Raw genomic sequence first — 21,851 nt, 5'->3', positions numbered from 1 at the left:
CCTTGTGCCGGCTTTTTCGTTACGGACTGTAGCAAGCGCTTCTAAAGGCCACTGCAAGTCGCTAGGCTGAGCTCAGATCGAGCCCCAGACAGAAGACTTCCAAGAATCGGCCGATGACAGACCTTTCCCGCTCCCCAGCCTTCCCCTATGCACCGGCTACGCCGGCGGAGGCGCGTTTCTATCGGCCACCGCTGCCGGCCGGGCACATGCCCAGGCCCAGGCTGTGCGAGCGCCTCGAGGAAGGACTGCAAGGACGCCTCCTGCTGGTCAGCGCGCCTGCCGGCTTTGGCAAGAGCTCGCTGGCGATCGAATTCTGCGAACGCCTGCCAAATCACTGGCGCAGCCTCTGGCTGGGCCTGAGCGAGCGGGATCGTGATCCCGGGCGCTTCCTCGAACGGTTGTTGCAAGGCCTGCAGCAGTCGTACCCGGGCCTGGGCGAGGACGCCCTTGGCCTGCTGAAAATGCGCCAGCGCCATCAGCCCTTCGCCTTCGAACAGTGGCTCGACGGCCTGCTCGATGAACTGACTCGGCAACTGGACGATGGCCAGCCGCTGCTGCTGGTGCTGGACGATTACCACCTGGCGCAAGGGCCGGTTCTCGATCGCTGCCTGCAGTTCTTCCTCAATCACCTGCCGCCCGGTGTGCTGCTGCTGGTCACCAGTCGTCAGCGACCCGACTGGCACCTGGCGCGCCTGCGCCTGTCGCGGCAGTTGCTCGAACTCAACGAGCAGGACCTGCGCCTGACCGCCGCGGAGCTGGATGCATTGCTGGCGAGCCAGGGCACGCGCCTGGAACGGCAGCAGGTTGCCGGTATCCTGCAGCGCAGCGAGGGCTGGATCGCCGGCCTGCGCCTCTGGCTGCTGGCTTCCGAGGAGCTGGGGGCGGGAGCCTGTCTGCAGCTGCACGGCGGTGAGGGGCTGATCCGCGAATACCTGCTCGAAGAGGTGATCGAGCGTCAGCCCGCCGAGGTGCAGCAGTTCCTTTACGACACCGCGTGCCTCGAGCGCTTCTGCGCCGATCTGTGCGATGCGGTGCGTGACAGCCACGACAGCGCTGCGATCATCCGCCAGCTGCAGGCCGATCAGGTGTTCCTGGTGCCGCTCGACGAGCAGGGCAACTGGTTTCGCTACCACCACCTGTTCTCCGACCTGCTCAATGCGCGTGCCGCGGATGGCTCGAATGCTTCGCGTGGCGGTGCGCATCTGCGTGCCTGCCGCTGGTTCGCCGCACAGGGCATGCTGGACTCTGCCATCGAGCAGGCCCTGGTGGCCGGTCAGGCCGATGTGGCGGCCAGCCTGGTGCAGAACCTCTCGGAAGAGAAGATGCTCGCCGAGCAGAACGTCGCCATGCTGCTGCGCTGGAAAACCAACCTGCCGGACGACCTACTGGCCAGTACCCCACGACTGATCATGCTCTATGGCTGGGCCCTGGCGCTGGCCTGTCAGCTGGATGCGGCGCAGGAGTTGCTCGAGCAGCTCGGGCGATTCCTGCCCGCTGCCGATGCGGCCAGCCAGTGCAGCCTGCTGGCGCAGTGGCAGGCCCTCGATGGCGTGATCGCCCGTGGCCGTGGCGATGGGGCACGGGCCGAGCGGCAGTGCAGCGAAGCCCTGGCCTGTCTGCCTGGCGAACGCTACGGTCCGCATTTCCTGTGCCTGTCGGCGCTGTCCAACCTGGCCATGGTGCACGGCGACCTGTGGCGTGCGCGGGGGCTGAATCGCGATGCGCTGGAGCTGGCGCAGCGTATCGGCAACCCGTTGTTCGAGGCCCTCGCGCATTACGAGCGTGCCCGCGTACTGCAGGCCCGTGGTGAGGTGTTGCGAGCGCAGGACGAAGTGCATCAGGGCTTGCTGCTGGTGCAGCGGCTGCCAACCCAGCGCAGCTATTCTGTGCGTGCGCGGCTGACCCTGTACGAGGGCTATCTGCTCAGCCTGCGTCTGGATGCACGGGCGGCCGAGCATCTGCGTGCGGGCATCGCCGAGGCCCGTGCCTGTCGCGATGTTGGCGTGCTGATTGGCTATTGCGTGCTGGCCTGCCTGGAAGGGCGCGAGGAACGTCCTGCCGAGGCATTTGCCCTGCTCGGCGAGGCCGAGCGTCTGATGCATGTCTGGGATGTGCCTGCGATCTACTACCTGGCGATGATCACGCTGATCAAGTGCGAGCTGTGGCTGCGTCAGGGCCAGGTCGAACTGGCTGCAGCCTGGCTGCCTCAACTGGCGGAGACCTACGGCGATCAGGGGCGGGCGTTGGCGCCGGAGTTCCACCCGCAACTCGCCATGCACATCGACCTGCAGCACGCCGCGCTGGAGCGTCTGCAGGGCGCCGTGGACAACGCCGAGCGGCGCTTGCGAGCGTTGCCGCAGCGTGCCCAGGGGCTGGGCGGGCAACTGGTTGGCCTGATGGCGCAGGCGCAGCTGGCGCAACTGTTGAAGCAGACCGGGCGTGAGCGCGAGGCGCAGCAACAGCTCGATAGCTGCCTGGATGCCGCTCAGGGCGGGGCGTTGCTGCCGTTCGTCGAGCTACTGCAGCATCAGCCGCACTGGTTGCGCGAGCGCTTGCTGGCGCGTCCGTCCAGCCCGCTGCGTGACGAGCTGCTGGCCCAGTTGCCGGTGGCGGCGCAGTTCGTCGTCGAGCCCGAGCTGGAACAGGAGCCGTTGGCGGAAAAGCTCAGCAGCCGCGAGCTGGCCGTGCTGCAGCTGATCGCGCGTGGTTGCTCGAACCAGGAAATCAGCGAGCGGCTGTTCATCTCCCTGCACACCGTCAAGACGCACGCCCGCCACATCAACAGCAAGCTCGGGGTCGAGCGGCGTACCCAGGCGGTCGCCCGCGCCAAGGGCCTTGGCCTACTGCACTGAGTCCGGCGCCGACAGGTCCAGGCTGGGCGCCTTCTTCGCCGGTTTTGCCGGTTGCGCCAGCTGGGTCTGCACGTCCTGGTGGATCATCTGCAGGACCGGTAGCAAGGTGCTCATGTCCTGCCGTACCTGCGGGTAGCGATGCCCGCTGGCCAGGCCTTCGAGGCGGGCCAGCAGTTGTGCCTGCACCTCGACCGGCAGATGCACGAACAGCTCGGGTAGCTGCTGGCTCAGCTCGGCGCTGTACAGCAACAGCTCGTCGCGGCCGAAGGCCTGGGTCAGCTCCAGGTAGTCCAGGGCGCTGCCGCTAAGCATGGCCGCTGCGGCCTTGGTTTCCTGCAGGCCCTGCAGGCGCACCGGGTTGCTTTGCTCGCCCTGCGACAGGGTCATCCAGAACTCGGTGGTGAGGGTGAAGAGAATGGCCTGCTGGCGCAGCGAGTAGGTCATCAGGCCCAGCGCTTCGGCGGCGTAGGGTTGTTGCCGGGCGCGGAAGTCGAAGTACAGGCGCATCAGCTCCTTGAGTTCGAACAGCACCTCGCGTGCCTCGTTCTGGCGCAGTTCCAGAGGCGCGTAGATGTTCAGTTGCGGGCGAAAATTTTCCGGGGAAACCATGCGCTGGTAGATCGGTCCGGTAAATTCGCCACTGCGACGCGGCAAGGCATTGGCCTGTGTCCCGTCGATCTTCTCCAGCGCCTCGCGCAGTTGCCGGTAGTCGCCACTGCGCCAGGGGGTGTGGATATCCGGGATGCGCTGGCCGAGGTAGAACAGCTCGGCCGCCGTAACCGGCGACAACCAGACCAGCAAAAGGATGGCCAGCGGCCAGGACAGGCGACGTGCTAGGGTCGGGGACACATTCGATTTCCGCGGTTGAAGGCAGCTCCAGAGTACTCAGCTGGCGCGGTCACGTCACCCGCGCCTTGGTTGGGACGGGGCATGGACGAGTTGGCCGGGCACGGTGCGATACGGGCGGTATTCGAGGACCTGGGCGGTTACGGCGCGCTAGCCTTGCAGCAGGGCGAAGGCGGCGAGGGGCCGCTGGTCGGCCATCTGCAGCGTACCAATATCCAGCTGGCGGCCATCGGCGTGTTCGCCCGCAAGGGGGTGGAGCAGGCGACGGTCAACGACCTGCTGGACGCTGCGCAGGTGTCGCGTCGAACCTTCTACAAGTACTTCGCCAACAAGGCACAGGTGCTCGAAGGCATCTACCAGACTTCGGTGCAGCTGTTGCTCGCGCGTTTTCGCGAGATGCAGCAGGTCGCCGGGAGCCCGCAGGAGTGGTTGCGGGCGATGGTCGGGCGCTTCTTCGACTATCACCTGGCGGTCGGGCCGATCATTCGCCTGATGCAGGAGGAAGCCTTGCGTGCGCAGTCACCGCTGGCGGTCCATCGCCAGCGAGCGCACCAGGAGATGCTGCGACTGCTGGTCGAGCGTCTGGAGCCCGAGCTCGCACCGCGCGATCCGCTGGTTTACCAGGCGCTGATCTGGGCGCTCGAGGCGGCCTCCCTCGACCTGCTCGGGCGCAACGCCAGCCGCGTGGAGATCGAGCAGGCCAAGACCGTCCTGGGGGATCTGCTGATCGCGTCGCTGTGCCCATGCTGAGCGGGAACAGTCCCAAGGTTGGGCACTAACGCAGCGCGACTCATGCTCTGATGCACGTTACCTACAACAAGATCGAGGTACCGTGCATGACCGCCAACAGCCTGTCCCTGCAACCGCCGCTCGCTGCCGGTTTCGCCCGCCTGGGCTTCGGCGCCTTGCCCCTGGAACGCCTCAAGGAGCGTTACGGCAATGCGCAGCAGGGCTCACGCTACATCGAACTCGACGGCTTCAACATCCATTACCGGGACGAGGGCAGTCGTGGCAAACCGGCGCTGGTGATGATCCATGGCGTGGTCGCCTCGCTGCATACCTGGGATGCCTGGGTGCAGGCATTCGCGCCCGACTACCGCATCATCCGCTTCGACGTGCCGGGCTTCGGCCTGACCGGCCCCGCGCGTGATGGCCGCTACTCGGCCGAGCGCATGATCCACGTGCTGGGCCTGTTGCTCGATTACCTGCAGGTGGAGAAGGCCGATATCGCCGGCAACTCCCTGGGCGGCTACATCGCCTGGAACTTCGCCCTGGCCCAGCCGCAGCGTGTGGGCAAGCTGGTGCTCATCGATCCGGCCGGCTACCCCATGCGCAAGGTGCCCTGGATGATTGCCGCCGCGGCGTTGCCTGGCGCCACCCTGGCCATGCCGATGTGGATGCCGCGCGCGCTGATCGCCCAGGGCATCAAGGAGGTCTATGGCGAGCCGGGGCGTATCAAGCCCGGTGTGGTCGATCGCTACTACGACCTGTCACGCAGGCCGGGCAATCGCCGCGGCATGATGGATATCTTCCGTGTGCTGCTGAAGGTCAACAAGGAGGAGTTGCACGCGACGCCCGAGCGGGTCGCGCAGATCCAGGCCCCGACCTTGCTGATGTGGGGCGAACGCGACCGCTGGATTTCGCCCCGTCACGTGCCGCTGTGGCAGCGTGATCTGCCGGGGATCGAGGTCAAGGTCTATGCCGGCGTCGGGCATATCCCCATGGAGGAAATCCCCGAGCAGAGCGCCGCCGATGCCATGAGGTTCCTCAAGGGCTGAGCGCGCACTGGGCATGAAAAAGCCCGGCCAGAGCCGGGCTTTTTCATGCTTCGCCTGGCTGCGGCAGCGCCTCAGGCGGCGCTGGCCTGGACCTGCGGGCTGCCGTCGAACTCTTCGCGGGTGGCGTGCAGTAGGTTGAGATTGTCATGCTCCCAGGGGTGGAAACCGTCCTTGAAGAAGTCCAGATAGGTGCCGATCAACGGGCGGAAAACACCTTCCTTGCCCCACATCCAGCGGATGCCGTCGCGCCATACGCGCCAGTTCCACAGCAGGCCGTCGACCTTGAGCATGTGCGCCAGGCCACGGGTGGTATCGAGCACGAAGAAGAAGGTGCCCATGAGCATTGCCCGGCGCAGCAGCTTGCGACTGCCACACACCTGGTTGTAGACGTCGAAGGCGACTGCCTTGTGCTCGGTCTCCTCCAGCGCATGCCAGCGCCAGAGGCGGGCCAGGGTCGGATGCGCGTCGGCCATCTGCACGTCGTTTCTCAGCAGGCCGTCGGCCATGATCGCGGTGATGTGTTCCAGTGCGGCGGTCGCCGCCAGTTGCCGCTGCGGCGAGAACTTCTTCTGCGTATAGCGGATGCGCGCGCGGGCACGCTTCTCGATGCGCTCGACGTTGTAACCCAGGTCACGCAGGCGCTGGCTGTACTCGAGATGCTCGCGGCTGTGATGGCCTTCCTGGCCGATGAAGCCGCGAATCTGCTCCTTGAGCACCGGGTCGTCGATGCGGTCGCGGAAGTGGCGCACCGAATCGATGAAGAAGCGTTCGCCGTCGGGAAACAACACCGACATGGCATCGAACAGGTGGGTCTTGAAGGCGTCGCCGCCGTTCCAGTGGCGCGGCAGCGGGTTGGGCAGATCGAAGTCCATGTGTCTGGGGCGAATCTGCAATCCTTCCGGTGTGGTGCTGGCCATGAGGGCTCCATTGCGCTGTTTGACTGGCGTCCACTATGAGCGCCATGCGCGGCTCGTCACAGGTTCGTAACAGCCAAGGTGACAGTCATATCTGGCCAGCTCGTTTTTCCAGCAGAAAGTTAGGGGGGCAGTGCGACCGCGAACAGCGATGTGCTGGGTTAAGGTCTGCGTTCAGGACGGTCATTTACGGCCAGTCGCCGGAACAACCCCTCAATGAAGCACGCCCTCAACCTCACCGCCGAACTGGTGCCCGTGGCCTACGCCGAGGCATTGCTGGCGCTGGCCGAAGAACTGGGCCAGGCACGCGGCGAGCTGTTCGCCGCCGCACGGGTCCGCCCCGAAGTACTGGGCAGCCCCAATGGCCGCCTGTCCTTCCTCGATTTCCACCTGCTCACCCAGGCCGCACTGGAGCGCTGTGGAGAACCGGCGCTCGGCCTGGTGCTGGGGCAGCGGCTCAACGTTTCCACCCATGGCATCCTCGGCTATGCCGTGCTGTCCAGCGCGGATCTGGGCAAGGCGCTGCAGTTCGCCTTGAAGTATTACCGCGTGCTGGGCCTGGCCTTCGACCTGGAACTGGTGGAGCAGGGCGATGCCATGGAGCTGCGTGCGGTCGAGTCGTTCCCCATGGGGCCGCAGTCGCGTTTCGCCGCCGAGGGGCTGCTGACCAGCATCCACACCATCGCGCGTTTTCTCCTGGGCGAAGCGCTGCAGGGCCTCGCGGTCGGCTTCGCCCATGCCGCGCCGGACTATGCCGGGCGTTATGCCGAGGTGTTCGGCGTCGCTGCGCAGTTCGAGCAGCCCTGCCACTGGCTGCGTCTGCCGCGGCACTACCTGCAGCGCCCGATGGCGCTGGCCAACCCGGCCACGGTGCAGATGTGCGAGCAGCAGTGCGAGGCGCTGCTGGCCAGCCTCGATGTGCAGGATGGCCTGCTCACGCGCGTGCGCCGGTTGTTGCTCGCCCGCCCTGGCGACTTTCCCGATCTGGACAGCGCGGCAAGCGCCCTGCACACCAGCGGTCGCAGCCTGCGCCGGCACCTGGCACAGATGGGCACCAGTTATCAGCAGGTGCTGGATGATGTGCGCCGGCGCCTGGCTGTGCAGTACCTGACCACCACGCACCTGCCGCTGTATGAAATCGCGCAGCTGCTGGGCTTCAGCGACCCGTCCAACTTCCGTCGTGCATTCCGCAAGTGGACCGGTAAACTGCCCGTCGACTACCGCAACGAGGCCCCCTGATGAGCACCGCCGAACGCCCAGCCCTGATCCGCGAAACCTTTCCCGTCGGCCCGCTGCAGTGCAACTGCACCATCATCGGTGACCCGCTGACGAAGAAGGCCATCGTGGTCGATCCGGGTGGCAACCCCGATCTGATCATGGCGCGCCTGGATGCCCACGGGCTCAAGGTCGTGAGCATCATCCACACCCATGCCCACCTCGATCACTTCCTCGCGTCCGGGCAGATGAAGGAGAAGACCGGAGCGACGCTGCACCTGCACAAGGAGGATCAGTTCCTCTGGGACAACCTGGAGATGCAGTGCAGCATGTTCGGCGTGCCCTACACGCCGGTGCCGGCGCCGGACCGCTGGCTGGATGACGACGAGGAGCTGGCCTGCGGCTGTGGCGTGGCCCTGCATACACCCGGGCACACGCCCGGCTCGATGAGCTTCTGGTTCGAGGAGGCCAAGCTGCTGATCGCGGGGGACACGCTGTTCCGCCGGGGCATCGGGCGTACCGACCTGTGGGGAGGTGACTACGCCACCATCGAGCGCTCGATCAAACAGCGCCTGTACCGCCTGGATGAAGAGGCCACGGTGGTGACCGGCCATGGTCCCGACACGCGACTGGGTGACGAGATGCGCGAGAACCCCTTTATTCGCGCCTGACGGGGCACTAATCGAGCGAATGCCGATCAAAAGGCCATCATCCCCCGTTCATGGAGATGCCTTCATGTTCCGCTCGACGCTGATTGCCCTGTGTTCCTCCGCGCTGCTGCTGGGCGGCTGCGCTTCGCAGAATCCCTATGACCAGAGCGCCCCCAGCCCCAACCGGGCCGCCACCTATGGCGGTATCGGGGCGCTTGCGGGCGCCGCGGCCGGCGCCTTGATCAACCACGACAACCGCGGCAAGGGTGCGCTGATCGGCGCCGCCGTCGCCGGTGCCGCTGCGGCGGGCTACGGCTACTACGCCGACAAGCAGGAAGAAGAGCTGCGCCGCAGCATGCAGGGCACTGGTGTGGAGGTGCAGCGCCAGGGCGACGTGATCCAGCTGGTCATGCCCGGCAACATCACCTTTGCCACCGACTCGGCACAGATATCCAGCAGCTTCTATCAGCCGCTGAACAACCTGGCCAACTCGTTTCGCCAGTACAACCAGAACAGTATCGAGATCGTCGGCCACACCGACAGCACGGGTTCGCACGCCTACAACATGGACCTGTCGCAGCGCCGGGCGCAGAGCGTCGCGGACTACCTGCTGGCGCAGGGCGTCGATCCGGGTCGCCTGAGCACGCGGGGCATGGGGCCGGACCAACCGCTGGCAAGCAATGCCACGGCCGAGGGCCGGGCACAGAACCGGCGTGTCGAAGTGACCCTGCGGCCGCTGCCGGGCGTGCAGTGACACCCGCGCAACGAGTGGCCGGATTGGCCCTGTGTCGCAGTCCTGCCATGCGCCGGCTGCTAAGCTAGGGTTGAACTTCGCGGCCCTCGAGGCGCTCGAAGACTGCGGCATGTCTGCCCGATACCAGAAGAAATCTCAAAGGAAACCTTATGAAAACTAGGCGTAATCTGATCGCAGCCACTGCGCTCATGGCCATGTTGGCTGGCTGCACCACCAACCCCTACACCGGTGAGCAGCAGGCTGGTAAAGCCGGTATCTATGGCGGTGTCGGCGCGGTGACCGGCGCGGTGATCGGTGCGGCGACCTCGAGCAAGAAGGATCGTGCCAAGGGCGCGCTGATCGGCGCAGCCGTCGGTGGCGCGGCGGGCGGTGGCTACGGCTACTACGTCGACACCCAGGAGGCCAAGCTGCGCCAGACCCTGCAGGGGACCGGCGTGCAGGTCCAGCGCAATGGCGACGACCTGAAGCTGATCATGCCGGGCAACATCACCTTCGCCAGCAATTCCGCCGACATCTCCAGCGGCTTCTACCCGACGCTCAACTCGCTGGTGCTGGTGTTCAAGGAGTTCGACAAGAACGGTGTGAACATCGTCGGTCACACCGACAGCACCGGTTCGCAGGAGCTCAACCAGAGCCTGTCGCAGCGTCGCGCGCAGAGCGTGGCCAACTACCTGACGGCCAACGGTGTACCCGGCCAGCGCATCTCCGCGTACGGCGCGGGCCCGAGCCAGCCGATCGCGAGCAACGCCAGCGAGGCAGGGCGCGCGCAGAACCGCCGTGTCGAGATCAACCTGCGCCCGCTCTGAGGCGTCGCCAGGCTGAGGAAAGCCCCCGCTCCGGGGGCTTTTTTGTGTCCGCCGCGCGGGCCACCCGCCGCCGGGCTGGCGCTTGTCGTCGCGTTTTCTGACCGCCTGTCGTATCTCCCCTGGCAAAAGGCCAGTCATTCAAAACCTGACTAGAATGCTTTTTGTGGTTCTGTAAAGCCCGCGGGCAGCTCAGCTGCCGGTGTTGGTTCTGGATGACCGAAGGAGTGTGAATGGACGACAGAGCTGTCAAGCGGCCGCCACGGCCCTGGACACCGTTGCTGGTGGCGCTCGGTCTCATGCTGGGGCTGAGTGGTCTGATCTTCTGGCAGTGGAATACCCTGCAGGAGCGCGAGCGGGAGGAGAGCCAGAGGCGCTTCCAGCAGGAAGCCCAGGACATCGGCCAGCGTGTGCTGGCGCGCATGCAGGCCTACGAGATGGTGTTGCGGGGCATCGCAGGCCTGATGATCGGCAGTGACCAGGTCACGCTCGCGGAGTGGGAGCGAGCCGTGGACCAGCTGCAACTGCAGGACCGCTATCCCGGTATCCAGGCTGTCGCCTGGTCACGCTACCTGACGCCCGAGCAACTGCCCGACTTCGCCGCGGAGGTGAAGGGCGACGGGCGCCTCGACTACCAGATCTTCCCCAGCGGTGATCGCGAGCACTACCTGCCGATCGACTACGTCAGCCCGCTGGATTGGCGCAACAGGCGCGTGCTCGGCTACGACATGCTCAGCGAGACGGTTCGCCGCACCGCCATCGCACGCAGTGTCGATACCGGCGAGGCGAGTCTGAGCGGGCCGCTGGTGCTGCGCCAGGAGGTGGATGTCAACGTCCAGTCCGGCGTGCTGCTCTACCTGCCCGTGTATCGTCCGGGGGTGCCGGTCAACTCCGCCGAGCAACGCCAGGCCGCCTTGCTGGGGCTCGTCCACGGCGCATTTCGCAGCCAGGACCTCATCGAGGGGATTCTCGGACGGCAGACGCGGCTGTTCGACATCCAGCTCAAGGACCCCGGCGCCAGCGACCTGCAACTGCTCAGCCAGGAGGTCGGTGGCAATGACTGGTCACCGCTGTTCAGCTATCAGCAGGAACTGTCGTTGTATGGCCGCACCTGGCAACTGGAGGTGTTCGGCACGCCGGAGTACGAGCGCGGGCTGATCGATCGAACCGGCACACTGGGGCTCTGGGCGGGGCTTGCCGCGGCCCTGATGCTGTCGCTGCTGGTCGGCGGTTTCCTCTATCAGCGCGAACGCAAGCTGAAGATCAGCGAGATGGCAGGGCAGGCCCTGCAGGAGCGCGAGGAACGCTTCCGCCTGCTGGTCGAGCGCCTGCCGGTCGCCACGCTGCTCTGCGACGCCGAGGGGCGGATCGAGATGGCCAACCGCAGCGCGGCGGAGCTGTTCGACTGCCCGCTGAACGCGCTGCACGGCGAATCGGTCCTGCGCATGCTGGCCAATATCGAATCGCCCAAGGACCTGCAGCAACAGCTGGCCGAGAGCGACGAACGCACGGTGCGCACGCTGCGTGGCGAATCGATTCCGGTCAGCATCAGCCTGAATCCGTTGCACGAGGGCAGCAGCTACCTGATCAACCTGGTCGACCTGCGTGCGCGCAAGGTGGCGGAGGAGCGCTTCCGTCTGGTGGTGGAGGCGTCACCCAACGCCATCCTGCTGGTTGACGGGCTCGGTCGTATCGCCATGGTCAACCGCCAGACCGAGCTGCTGTTCGGCTACGAGCGGCAGATGCTGCTGGGTGAGCCGGTCGAGATGCTGCTGCCGGCGGCGCAACGCGGCAGCCATGTGGCGATGCGCCGTGGCTACCAGGCCATGCCCGAGCAACGGCGCATGGGCGGTAATCGCGAGCTGTTCGGCCTGCATCGCGAGGGGCGGATGATCCCCCTGGAGGTGGGCCTTTCGCCCATTCGCAGCGGGGACGAGAGCCTGGTGCAGGCAGTGATCATCGACATCAGCGAGCGCAAGGCCGCCGAACAGAAGCTGCGCGAGCAGGCCGAGCAGCTGCTGCTGGCCAACCGCTACAAGTCCGAGTTCCTCGCCAACATGTCGCATGAGCTGCGCACGCCGCTCAACAGCATTCTGATCCTCAGCGACCAGTTGCGGCAGAACCTGGCGGGCAACCTGACGGAGAAGCAGAGCAAGCATGCCGACATCGTGCACCGTGCCGGCAGCGACCTGTTGCAGCTGATCAACGATGTGCTCGACCTGGCCAAGGTCGAATCCGGGCGCATGCAGCTCAAGCTCGAGCCGATCAACATGCAGGATGTGCTGGTGGAGCTGGATGCCAGCCTGCGGCCGATGGCCGAACTCAAGGGGCTGCGTCTGCATACGCAGCTCGACGCCGGCGTACCGCGCGTGATCCATACCGACCGCGTGCGTCTGCACCAGATCCTGCGCAACCTGCTGTCCAACGCGTTGAAGTTCACCGACCACGGCGAGGTCACCCTGACTGTCAGCAGCGAGGGACGCCAGGATGACGAGCGCGAGCTGCTGTGCTTCAGCGTGCGGGACAGCGGGATCGGCATCGATCCGGCGCAGCACGAGCAGATCTTCCAGGCCTTCCAGCAGATCGACGGTTCCACCAGCCGCCGTTTCGGCGGTACCGGCCTGGGGCTGGCGATCACCCGCCAGCTGGTCCTGGCGCTGGATGGCGACATCAGCCTGCAGAGCGCACCGGGGCAGGGTTCCACCTTCACCGTCAGGTTGCCGGTGCAGGTCGCGCCGATGAATGTCGAGGCGCCTGTCGAGGGGCCGCAACGCGCCGGCGAGGGGCCGCCGTTGCTGATCGTCGAGGATGACGCCAATTTCGCCGCAGTGATCGCTGAGGAGGCCCATTCCCACGGCTTCTCCAGCGTCCACTGCCGCACCGGCCTGCAGGCGCTGGGGGTGTTGCAGCAGGAGTCGTTCAATGCGGTGATCCTCGACATCCTCCTGCCGGATCTCAGCGGCTGGCAGCTGTTCCGGCGGCTGCGTGCCCAGCCGACGCATCGTCATACACCGGTGCACATCATCTCCTGCGTACCGCAGCCGGCGGGCTGGAACGACGACGGCACGCGCTATCTGGTCAAGCCGATCGGCACCGACGAGCTGGAACAGGTCTTCATCGAACTGCAGCATGGTGCGGCGCAGGAGGCCGCGCTGCTACTGGTCGAGGACGTGGATGTGGAGCGCGAGCACTACCGTGAGCAACTGACCGCGCTGGGGTTCAAGGTCTGCGCGTGCGCCGACGGCGAGCAGGCGCGCCTGGCGTATGCGCAGGGGCAGTTCTGCGCGCTGGTGATCGACCTGGACCTGCCCGACCAGGACGGCTTCGCCCTGCTCGACAGCCTCAACCAGATGCGCTCGCTGCAGGGGACGCGCATCGTCATCAATACCGGGGTGGACGTGACCCAGCAGACCCTGCAGCGCCTGCGTCGCTACAGTGCCGTGGTGGTGCGCAAGCATGGCGACGATACCCAGGCGCTGTGCCAGGCGGTGCAGGGCTTCCTGGGCGACGTGCGGGCGCCGCAGCAGGCCGATCCTCAGGCCGGCAGCCTGCAGGGGCGACGCATCCTGCTGGTCGATGACGACGTGCGTAACGTCTATGCGCTGACCGCGCTGCTCGACGAGGCCGGGTTGCAGGTCAGCTCGGCCACCGATGGGGTCGAGGCCATCGCCAGCTACCAGCGTGAGCCCTTCGACCTGATCCTGATGGACATGGCGATGCCCAACATGGATGGCTATACCGCGACACGCCTGCTCAAGCAGGAACATGGCTGCGTGATCCCGATCATCGCCCTCACCGCGCACGCCATGAAGGGCGATCGCGAGAAGTGCATCACCGCGGGCGCCGACGACTACATGGCCAAGCCGGTCAAGCGCGATGAGCTGCTGGCCATGCTGGAGCACTGGCTGGGCATGTCAGCCGTGCCATCGACCGGCAATGATCTACCCTGATCTCAGGAGCAACTGATGCAAGGGCGAAGGATAGAGGAGTAGTGATGGCCCAGGCGCAGAGCAAGACCGCTGCCATACCCGCCAAACAGACGCTGCTGGTGGTGGACGACCGTATAGAGAACCTCGAGGCCATGCAGGCGCTGCTCGAGGATGGCGAGTGGCAGCTGCGCTGTGCCAAGTCGGGCGAGGAGGCCCTGCGTTATCTGCTCGAGGACGATGTCGGCCTGGTCCTGCTGGATGTGCAGATGCCGGGCATGGACGGCTTCGAGGTCGCCCGCCTGATGCGCGGCAACCCGCGCACCCGGCTGACGCCCATCATCTTCGTCTCGGCCATCGCCCAGACCCATGAAGCGGTGCTGCGCGGGTACAGCACCGGTGCCGTGGACTTCGTCCTCAAACCCTTCGATCCCAGCGTGTTGCGGCACAAGATTCAGAGCCTGCTGGAGCACGAAAGCAACCGTATGGAGCTGCAACACCTGTCGCTGCAGCTCGACCGTGCTCGCGCCTTCAATGCGTCGGTCCTGGCCAATGCCGCCGAAGGCATCCTGGTGGTCGGGGAGGACGGGCGTATCCAGTTCGCCAACCCGGCCATGGCGCAGATGCTCGGCGGCGAGGTGGGGGACCTGGAGGGCGTCGACCTGCTGTCGTTTCTCAAGAATCCTGCCTGCGAGGGTGGCTGGCAGCAGTCCGAGTTCTATCTGCACTTCAAGCGCGAGGCGACCTACCGCGTGCACGAGGCGATGATGCGCACGCTCGATGGCGGTTGCCTGCCGGTGGCGCTGTCCTGTTCGCCACTGCCCAGGCTGCAACGGGCCATGGTGGTCATCGCCCTGGACATGTCGGTGGTGCGCAATCTTCACGCACAGCTGGAATCGCAGGCCGTGACCGACTCCCTGACCGGCCTGCTCAATCGGCGCGGTTTTCACCAGGCCCTGGAGTCGTCGCTGGCGCGCATCGAGCGCAGTGGCCAGCGGCTCGCGGTGCTCTATCTGGATCTGGACGGCTTCAAGCGCATCAACGATTCGCTCGGTCATGATGTCGGCGACCAGTTGCTGCGCCGGGTCGGCGAGCAGCTCAAGGCCTGCCTGCGGCCATACGACAGCCTGGCACGCATCGGTGGCGATGAGTTCACCGCATTGCTGGACAACCTCGGCCACCCGGAAGACGCCGCGCGGGTGGCGGAGAAGCTGATCGAGCTGGTGTCGGTGCGCCACACCCTCGACGGTGTCGATGTCACCCTGGGCGCCAGCGTCGGCATCGCCTGCTTCCCCGAATGCGGGCAGAACGTCGAGGGCCTGCTGCGTTCCGCCGACATGGCGATGTACGAGGCCAAGCGTGCCGGGCGCCAGCAGTACCGCTTCTTCTCGCCGGAGATGAACGGGCGTGCGCGCTCTCGGCTGATGCTCGAGGAAAGCCTGCGCCATGCCATCGAGAACGACGATTTCGTGCTGGTCTACCAGCCGCAGTTCGAACTGGCGAGCGGACGCCTGCGCGGCTTCGAGGCCTTGCTGCGCTGGCAGCATCGGGTCGCCGGAACGGTGGCGCCCAACGTGTTCATCCCCTTGCTGGAGGAAACGCGGCTGATCAATCGCCTGGGCGAGTGGATATTCCGGGAAGGGGCCAGGCAGCTGGCGATCTTCAAGCGCCAGTTCGGCGAGGACATGGTGCTGAGCCTGAACGTCAGCCCGGTGCAGTTCGGCATGCCACAGCTGGTCACCGACCTGCAGCGTGTCCTCGACTCCCATGGCCTCAAGCCCAGCCAGCTGGAGGTCGAGGTGACCGAGAGCGCCCTGATGCAGGACCTGGAGCTGACCCAGGCGCAGCTGCGTCACCTGCGGGAACTGGGGGTGAAGATCGCCATCGACGATTTCGGCACCGGCTATTCTTCGCTGGCCTATTTGCGCCACTTCGAACTGGATACGCTGAAGATCGACCGCCTGTTCATCGCCAACATGCTCGATTCACCGCGCGATGCCGCAGTGGTCAGCACCATCATCGATCTCGGCCGCCATCTGGGCCTGGAGGTGATTGCCGAAGGGGTCGAGACCCAGGCCCAGCGCGAGTGGCTGGTGCAGCATCACTGCAACTTCATGCAGGGCTTTCTGGTGGCGCCGGGGGTGCCGGCCGGCACTGCCTTGCGGGTGCCGGCCCAGCTGGACTGGAGTACGTTGCCGCTGCCGCGCGAGGACTGACCCCGGCGGCGTCGCTCAGGCCTGCTGGTGCAGGCTGGCGAGCTCCGCGTCCTTCTCTTCCCACAGACGGTTGACCCACTGCTGGAAGGCCCGACGGTAGTCCTCGTCCTGGTCGTAGTTGCGGCCGATGAATTCACGCGGGATGTCGACCTGCCGGAAACGCACCTGGACGGCGTCCAGGCGACCGCAGAGCAGGTCCCAGAAGCCCGGCACGCCGTGCGGGTAGTGAATGGTGACGTTGACGATGGCGTGCAGTTGCTCGCCCATGGCGTCCAGCACGAAGGCGATGCCGCCAGCCTTGGGCTTGAGCAGATGCCTGAACGGCGATTGCTGCTGGGCGTGCTTGGCCGGGGTCAGGCGGGTGCCTTCGAGGAAGTTGAACACCGCCACCGGGTTGGTCTTGTAGCGGGCGCACGCCTTGCGAGTGGTGGCCAGGTCCTGGCCGCGTTTCTCCGGGTACTTGGCCAGGTACTCCTTGCTGAAGCGCTTCATGAACGGAAACTCCAGCGCCCACCAGCACAGGCCGATCACAGGGACCCAGATCAGCTCCTGCTTGAGGAAGAACTTCAGCAGCGGCATGCGCCGGTTGAGCAGGTACTGCAGCACGAGGATGTCGACCCAGCTCTGGTGGTTGCTGGTCACCAGGTAGGAGTGCCGGGTATCGAAGTGCTCCAGGCCCTGGACGTTCCATTCGATGGTGCCGACCAGGCGCATCCAGAACTTGTTGACGCCGATCCAGCTTTCCGCGATGCCGTGCATGACGAAGCGCAGCGCGCGCTGGATGGGGGCGAACGGCAGCAGCAGTTTCAGCAGGGCGACGATGAACAGCGGCCAGCACCAGAACAGCGTGTTGAGTGCCAGCAGCAGCCCGGCGATCAGGCCGCGCAGTGGCGCAGGGAGAAAGTGCAGCATCGGGCGAACGCCTCCGTAGGCAGGCTGCACGCCCGGCGGGCAGCCTGAGAATGGGGCTTTCGCTGAGCCCCGTTGCGGTTGAAAGAGCTGCGGCATTGCGTGCGGCGAGCTGGTTCGGCGCCAAGGTTAACGGCTGTGCACTGACCTGCAAGTGCCAGCCATGACCAGAGGGTTTCGCCGGCCTCGGGCTTGCGCCATGCACGCCGGCCGTCGATGCGCCCGGTTCGTTGCGGTACATGGCGCATTCCCGGAGTCAGCTCGGCAGGTCCGCCGCCTGAATCGCCGTCAGCGCGATGGTATAGACGATGTCATCGACCAGCGCACCGCGCGACAGGTCGTTCACCGGCTTGCGCAGGCCCTGCAGCATGGGGCCGACGCTGATGCAGTCGGCGCTGCGCTGCACGGCCTTGTAGGTGGTGTTGCCGGTGTTCAGGTCGGGGAACACGAACACCGTGGCACGCCCGGCGACCGGGCTGTTCGGCGCCTTCTGCCGGCCGACGCTTTCAATGGCGGCGGCATCGTACTGCAACGGGCCGTCGAGTGGCAGCTCCGGGCGTTTCTCGCGAGCCAGGCGGGTCGCTGCGCGGACCTTCTCCACTTCCTCGCCACTGCCGGAGTCGCCGGTGGAGTAGCTGAGCATCGCCACTCTCGGCGCAATGCCGAAGGCCTGCGCGGAGGCGGCGCTCTGCAGGGCGATCTCGGCCAGTTGCTCGGCGTTTGGATCGGGGTTCACCGCGCAGTCGCCATAGACCAGCACCTGGTCCGGCAGCAGCATGAAGAACACCGAGGACACCAAGTTGTAACCAGGAGCGGTCTTGATCAGCTGCAGGGCCGGGCGAATGGTGTTGGCGGTGGTGTGGATGGCGCCGGACACCAGGCCGTCGACCTCATCCAGCGCCAGCATCATGGTGCCCAGCACCACGGTGTCTTCCAGTTGTGCCTCGGCCATCGGCGCATTCAGGCCCTTGCCCTTGCGCAGCTCGACCATCGGCTCGACATAGCGACCACGAATCAGGTCCGGGTCGAGGATTTCCAGCCCGTCCGGCAGCTCGATGCCCTGCGCACGCGCCATGGCCTGCACGTCTTCCGGCTTGGCCAGCAACACGCAGCGGGCGATGCCGCGCGCCTGGCAGATGGCGGCAGCCTGCACGGTACGCGGTTCGCTGCCCTCGGGCAGGACGATCCGCTTGGCAGCGGCCTTGGCCCGCTGCACCAGCTGATAGCGGAATGCCGGTGGCGACATGCGCAGTTCGCGCGGCGTGCCGCAGCGGGTGCGCAGCCAGTCATGGTCGATGTGCCCGGCGACGAAGTCGGAGACCTTCTCCGAGCGCTCGCGGTCATCCAGCGGGATTTCCTTGTTCAGGCGGTTGAGGTGGGTGGCGGTGTCATAGGAACCAGTGCTTACCGTCATCACCGGCAGGCCGCTGGCCAGGGCTCCCTGGCACAGCTCCATGATGCGCGGGTCGGGGGCGAAATCGCTGCACAGCAGCAGGCCGGCCAGCGGCACGCCGTTCATCGCGGCCAGGCAGGCCGAGAGAATGATGTCGTCACGGTCGCCGGGCGTCACTACCAGGGTGCCGGGCTTGAGCAGCTGCACGCTGTTGGCCACGGCGCGGGCGCAGAGCACGATCTTCATCATGCGCCGCTGCTCGTAGTCACCGGCATTGAGGATGCGGGCGCCGAGCAGCTCGGCGACGTCCTTGGTGCGCGGCGCGTTCAGTTCGTCCTGCCAGGGGATGCAGCCGAGCAGGCGGAAGTCGCCGCTCTTGAGCAGCGGCGACAGGTCTTCCAGGCGCTCGGCGAAGGCATCGATGCCGTCCTCGCTGCGTACCTTGTTGAGGATCACCCCGAGTACCTTCGGGTCTTTCGGCCCACCGAACAGCTGGGCCTGGATCTCGACGCGGTCGGACAGTTCGGTGAGGCTCTCGTCCTCCGGGGCGCTGACCAGAATCACGTCGGCGTCCAGGCTCTTGGCCAGGTGGAAGTTGACGCGCGCGGCGTAGCTGGCGTGGCGTGTCGGCACCATGCCTTCGACGATGACCACGTCCTTGCCGGCGGCTGCCTGCTGATAGAGGCTGATGATTTCCTCCAGCAGCTCGTCCAGCTGGCCGTCGCCGAGCATGCGCTCGACATGGCTGAGTGGCAGCGGCTTGGGCGAGTGCAGGCCATGGGTGCGGGCGATCAGTTCACTGGAGCGCTCCGGCCCGAGGTCACCGGCATGCGGCTGGGCGATGGGCTTGAAGAAGCCGACCTTCAGGCCGCTGCGCTCCAGGGCACCGACCAGGCCGAGGCTGATGGACGTGAGACCGACACCGAAACCGGTGGGGGCGATGAAGAATGTGTGCATGAAAAAGCCTCAGTCGAGCAGGGCAAGGGTGTCGAGGGCGATCTGCCGCTCTTCATTGGTGGGCACCACCAGCACGCGCGGGTGGCCTGGCGCATGAATCGCGCCGGCGATGCCGCGTATGCAGCGGGCGTTGGCCTGCTCGTCGAGCTTCAGCCCGAGCAGGCCGAGATGGTCGAGGGTCTTGCGCCGGATCAGCGCCGAGTTCTCGCCGATGCCGCCGGTGAAGACCACACCGTCGAGACGCTGCAGGGCGCAGCTCATGGCGGCCAGCGACTTGGCCAGGCGGTAGCAGAACACCTCGATGGCCAGGGTGGCGCCGGGATGGCCCTGCTCGCGCGCCTGCTCCAGCGTGCGCATGTCGTTGGACAGCCCGGAAAGGCCGAGCAGGCCGCTGTCGTGGTTGAGCATGGCGTCGATCTGTTCCAGGCTCCAGCCCAGGGTTCGCGCCAGGTGGCTGTGCAGGTTGGGGTCGACGTCACCGCTGCGTGTGCCCATCACCAGGCCTTCCAGCGGGGTCAGCCCCATGCTGGTGTCACGGCTGAGGCCGTTCTCCACGGCGCAAGTGGAGCTGCCGTTGCCCAGGTGGGCTACCAGCCAACTGCTGGCCTCGACCGCCAGACCGCTCATCTGCGCGGCCTTCTGGCTGACGTAGCGGTGGCTGGTGCCGTGGAAACCGTAGCGGCGCACGCCATGTTCGGCGTACAGCGCCTGCGGGACGGCGTAGCGGAAGGCGTGTTCGGGCAGGGTCTGGTGGAAGGCGGTGTCGAAGACCGCCACCTGGACCAGGTCCGGGAACAGTTTCATCGCCGCTTCGATGCCCTGCAGATTGGCGGGGTTGTGCAGCGGCGCCAGTGGTGCGATCTGGCGGATGCTGTGCAGGCTGGAGGCGTCCAGGCGGCTGGCGCCGGAGAAGTGCTCACCGCCGTGCACCACGCGGTGGCCAATGCCGTGCAGGGCGCCGGCTGCGGCCTGCTGCACGATCGGTAGCAGATGGGACAGCGCCTGACGGTGGTCCGCGCCTGGCAGCGCCAGGCTGTCCTTGTGTTCACTCAGCCGCCAGTGCAGGACCGCCTCGGGGCTGCCCAGACGCTCGGCCAGGCCGCTGAGGATGAAGGTTTCTTGTGCCTCGTTGACCAGCGCGAACTTGATCGACGAACTGCCGCAGTTGATCACCAGAATGTTGCGTGCCGACATTTAAGCTTCCTTGGAGGGTTCGTGCGACCGATCCTTGGCGCACCAGCCACAGGCGAATGGGCTGCCCAGCCTGGCCTGGCGCTGTTCGGGATCGAGTACCCAGGGCCGATTCTGCCAGGGCGGTCGGTGGCGTACATGCTGAGTATGACCACAAGACAAGACTGCCAGCCAATCGCCATGTTCATCCTGACGAAAATCAACGATCCATGCGGCCCGTTTGTCCGGGGTCGGGTCGCAATCGCGGCCAGCCTTGGTTAGACTTGACCGTTCATTTCTCTTTCGCAAAAGGTCTCCACATGCTGATCGCCGCCAACAAGGCCGTCTCCATCGACTATACCCTGACCAACGATGCCGGCGAGGTGATCGACAGCTCCGCTGGCGGCGCGCCGCTGGTGTACCTGCATGGCGCCGGCAACATCATCGTCGGCCTGGAGAAGGCCCTGGTGGGCAAGCAGGCGGGTGACGAAGTCGAAGTCTCCGTCGAGCCGGAAGAAGCCTACGGCGAATACAGCGCCGAGCTGGTCGCGACCCTGAGCCGCGCCATGTTCGAAGGCGTCGACACCCTGGAAGTGGGCATGCAGTTCCATGCGTCCGGCCCGGACGGCAGCATGCAGATCGTCACCATCCGTGATATCGACGGCGACGACGTGACCGTCGACGGCAACCACCCGCTGGCTGGCCAGCGCCTGAACTTCAAGGTCAAGGTCGTCGATGTGCGTGAAGCCAGTGCCGAAGAAGTGGCCCACGGTCACATCCATGGCGAAGGTGGTCACCACCACTGAGTTGCCTGTCGGGCGACTTGCGGTCGTTCCCCTTGGCGGAACCACTGCTAAGCTGAAGTTTGCGATAAAGGCGCCTCAGGGCGCCTTTTTCATGCATGCCCGTTGGTCTTCGGGCCAGCCGTTTCAGGGCCTCGCGCCCGCTGCACTGAATTCGCTGAGGAAGTTCGTCATGAGTGCCTTTCACGATCTCAATCTACGCGCGCTGGACGGCCAGGAACTGCCGCTGGCGCCCTACAAGGGCCAGGTGGTACTGGTGGTCAACGTCGCCTCCAAGTGCGGCCTGACCCCTCAGTACGCCGGGCTGGAGAAGCTCTACCAGCAGTACAAGGGCAATGGCTTCACCGTGCTCGGTGTGCCCTGCAACCAGTTCGCCGGCCAGGAACCTGGCAGCGAGGAGGAAATCCGTGAGTTCTGCAGCCTCAACTACGGGGTGAGCTTTCCGCTGGGCAGCAAGCTGGAGGTCAACGGCCCAGGGCGCCATCCGTTGTATCGCCTGCTCGCCGGTGAGGGCGCCGAGTTTCCGGGCGACATCACCTGGAACTTCGAGAAGTTCCTGGTTGGCCAGGACGGTCGTGTGCTGGCGCGTTTCTCCCCACGCACCACGCCGGACGACCCGGCGCTCATCCAGGCCGTCGAGAAAGCGCTCGGCCTCTGAGCCATGG

Annotated in this window: 17 protein-coding genes; 11 read left to right on the top strand and 6 right to left on the bottom strand. The window is 66.0% G+C overall.

The window, feature by feature from the left end; all coding sequences use genetic code 11:
* The first annotated feature begins 113 nt into the window (after positions 1–113).
* Positions 114–2,852 (top strand): LuxR C-terminal-related transcriptional regulator, encoded by a 2,739-nt coding sequence (locus FIV02_RS19505; protein ID WP_152489549.1) that lies wholly within the window; start codon positions 114–116, stop codon positions 2,850–2,852.
* On the opposite strand, the gene FIV02_RS19500 is transcribed toward FIV02_RS19505, so the two are convergent.
* Positions 2,841–3,701, bottom strand: a complete 861-nt coding sequence (locus FIV02_RS19500; protein WP_037050915.1) for a hypothetical protein — start codon at positions 3,699–3,701, stop codon at positions 2,841–2,843. The genes FIV02_RS19505 and FIV02_RS19500 overlap by 12 nt on opposite strands.
* Before the next feature lie 81 nt (positions 3,702–3,782).
* Between FIV02_RS19500 and FIV02_RS19495 the strand changes: the two genes are divergently transcribed.
* Together FIV02_RS19495 and FIV02_RS19490 are read left to right on the top strand one after the other, a co-directional pair.
* A complete protein-coding gene (locus FIV02_RS19495) occupies positions 3,783–4,448 on the top strand; it encodes a TetR/AcrR family transcriptional regulator (RefSeq protein ID WP_152489548.1) in 666 nt (221 codons plus the stop codon).
* 86 nt (positions 4,449–4,534) lie between these two features.
* Positions 4,535–5,476 carry an alpha/beta fold hydrolase gene (locus FIV02_RS19490; RefSeq protein ID WP_047592289.1) on the top strand — a complete coding sequence of 314 codons (942 nt, stop codon included), beginning with the start codon at positions 4,535–4,537 and terminating at the stop codon, positions 5,474–5,476.
* Between the two features lie 71 nt (positions 5,477–5,547).
* Here the strand turns inward: FIV02_RS19490 and FIV02_RS19485 are convergent, their stop codons facing one another.
* Positions 5,548–6,393, bottom strand: coding sequence for a metal-dependent hydrolase (locus tag FIV02_RS19485; RefSeq protein WP_152489547.1), 846 nt, complete (start codon positions 6,391–6,393; stop codon positions 5,548–5,550).
* A 213-nt stretch (positions 6,394–6,606) separates the two neighbouring features.
* Between FIV02_RS19485 and FIV02_RS19480 the strand changes: the two genes are divergently transcribed.
* The 6 genes from FIV02_RS19480 to FIV02_RS19455 all read left to right on the top strand — a co-directional run bounded on the left by FIV02_RS19480 (position 6,607) and on the right by FIV02_RS19455 (position 15,954).
* Positions 6,607–7,629 (top strand): AraC family transcriptional regulator, encoded by a 1,023-nt coding sequence (locus tag FIV02_RS19480; protein ID WP_152489546.1) that lies wholly within the window; start codon positions 6,607–6,609, stop codon positions 7,627–7,629.
* On the top strand, positions 7,629–8,276 hold the full coding sequence (locus FIV02_RS19475; RefSeq protein WP_152489545.1) for an MBL fold metallo-hydrolase: 648 nt from the start codon (positions 7,629–7,631) through the stop codon (positions 8,274–8,276). The genes FIV02_RS19480 and FIV02_RS19475 overlap by 1 nt, the downstream gene beginning before the upstream one ends.
* 64 nt (positions 8,277–8,340) lie before the next feature.
* Positions 8,341–9,009, top strand: a complete 669-nt coding sequence (locus FIV02_RS19470; RefSeq protein ID WP_152489544.1) for an OmpA family protein — start codon at positions 8,341–8,343, stop codon at positions 9,007–9,009.
* 149 nt (positions 9,010–9,158) lie between these two features.
* A complete protein-coding gene (locus tag FIV02_RS19465) occupies positions 9,159–9,815 on the top strand; it encodes an OmpA family protein (RefSeq protein WP_037050901.1) in 657 nt (218 codons plus the stop codon).
* Positions 9,816–10,045: 230 nt separating this feature from the next.
* Positions 10,046–13,762 (top strand): response regulator, encoded by a 3,717-nt coding sequence (locus FIV02_RS19460; protein ID WP_152489543.1) that lies wholly within the window; start codon positions 10,046–10,048, stop codon positions 13,760–13,762.
* Positions 13,763–13,806: 44 nt separating this feature from the next.
* Entirely contained in the window at positions 13,807–15,954 is a 2,148-nt protein-coding gene (locus FIV02_RS19455) for a bifunctional diguanylate cyclase/phosphodiesterase (RefSeq protein WP_047592237.1), read from the top strand.
* A 15-nt stretch (positions 15,955–15,969) separates the two neighbouring features.
* Here FIV02_RS19455 and FIV02_RS19450 read toward each other — a convergent pair whose 3' ends face one another.
* From FIV02_RS19450 to FIV02_RS25375, 4 genes are all read right to left on the bottom strand, one after another.
* Positions 15,970–16,866, bottom strand: a complete 897-nt coding sequence (locus tag FIV02_RS19450; protein WP_152489542.1) for an acyltransferase — start codon at positions 16,864–16,866, stop codon at positions 15,970–15,972.
* Between the two features lie 253 nt (positions 16,867–17,119).
* Positions 17,120–19,213: a phosphate acetyltransferase gene (gene pta / locus FIV02_RS19445; protein WP_152489541.1), complete on the bottom strand. Its 2,094-nt coding sequence runs from the start codon at positions 19,211–19,213 to the stop codon at positions 17,120–17,122.
* A gap of 9 nt (positions 19,214–19,222) precedes the next feature.
* Positions 19,223–20,407 (bottom strand): acetate kinase, encoded by a 1,185-nt coding sequence (locus FIV02_RS19440; RefSeq protein WP_152489540.1) that lies wholly within the window; start codon positions 20,405–20,407, stop codon positions 19,223–19,225.
* A complete protein-coding gene (locus FIV02_RS25375; RefSeq protein WP_371923288.1) occupies positions 20,408–20,566 on the bottom strand; it encodes a DUF3565 domain-containing protein in 159 nt (52 codons plus the stop codon).
* A 137-nt stretch (positions 20,567–20,703) separates the two neighbouring features.
* Between FIV02_RS25375 and FIV02_RS19430 the strand changes: the two genes are divergently transcribed.
* Together FIV02_RS19430 and FIV02_RS19425 are read left to right on the top strand one after the other, a co-directional pair.
* Entirely contained in the window at positions 20,704–21,189 is a 486-nt protein-coding gene (locus tag FIV02_RS19430; protein WP_037050891.1) for a peptidylprolyl isomerase, read from the top strand.
* 169 nt (positions 21,190–21,358) lie between these two features.
* The gene (locus tag FIV02_RS19425; RefSeq protein WP_037050890.1) at positions 21,359–21,844 is read left to right on the top strand and encodes a glutathione peroxidase; all 486 of its coding nucleotides are present in this window, start codon (positions 21,359–21,361) and stop codon (positions 21,842–21,844) included.
* Positions 21,845–21,851: the final 7 nt, after the last annotated feature.

It is taken from the genome of Pseudomonas sp. THAF187a (genome assembly GCF_009363395.1).
Taxonomy (GTDB): domain Bacteria; phylum Pseudomonadota; class Gammaproteobacteria; order Pseudomonadales; family Pseudomonadaceae; genus Aquipseudomonas; species Aquipseudomonas khazarica.
Note: the sequence above shows the minus strand (reverse complement) of the source record. Positions and strands in the feature narration are given on the sequence as shown.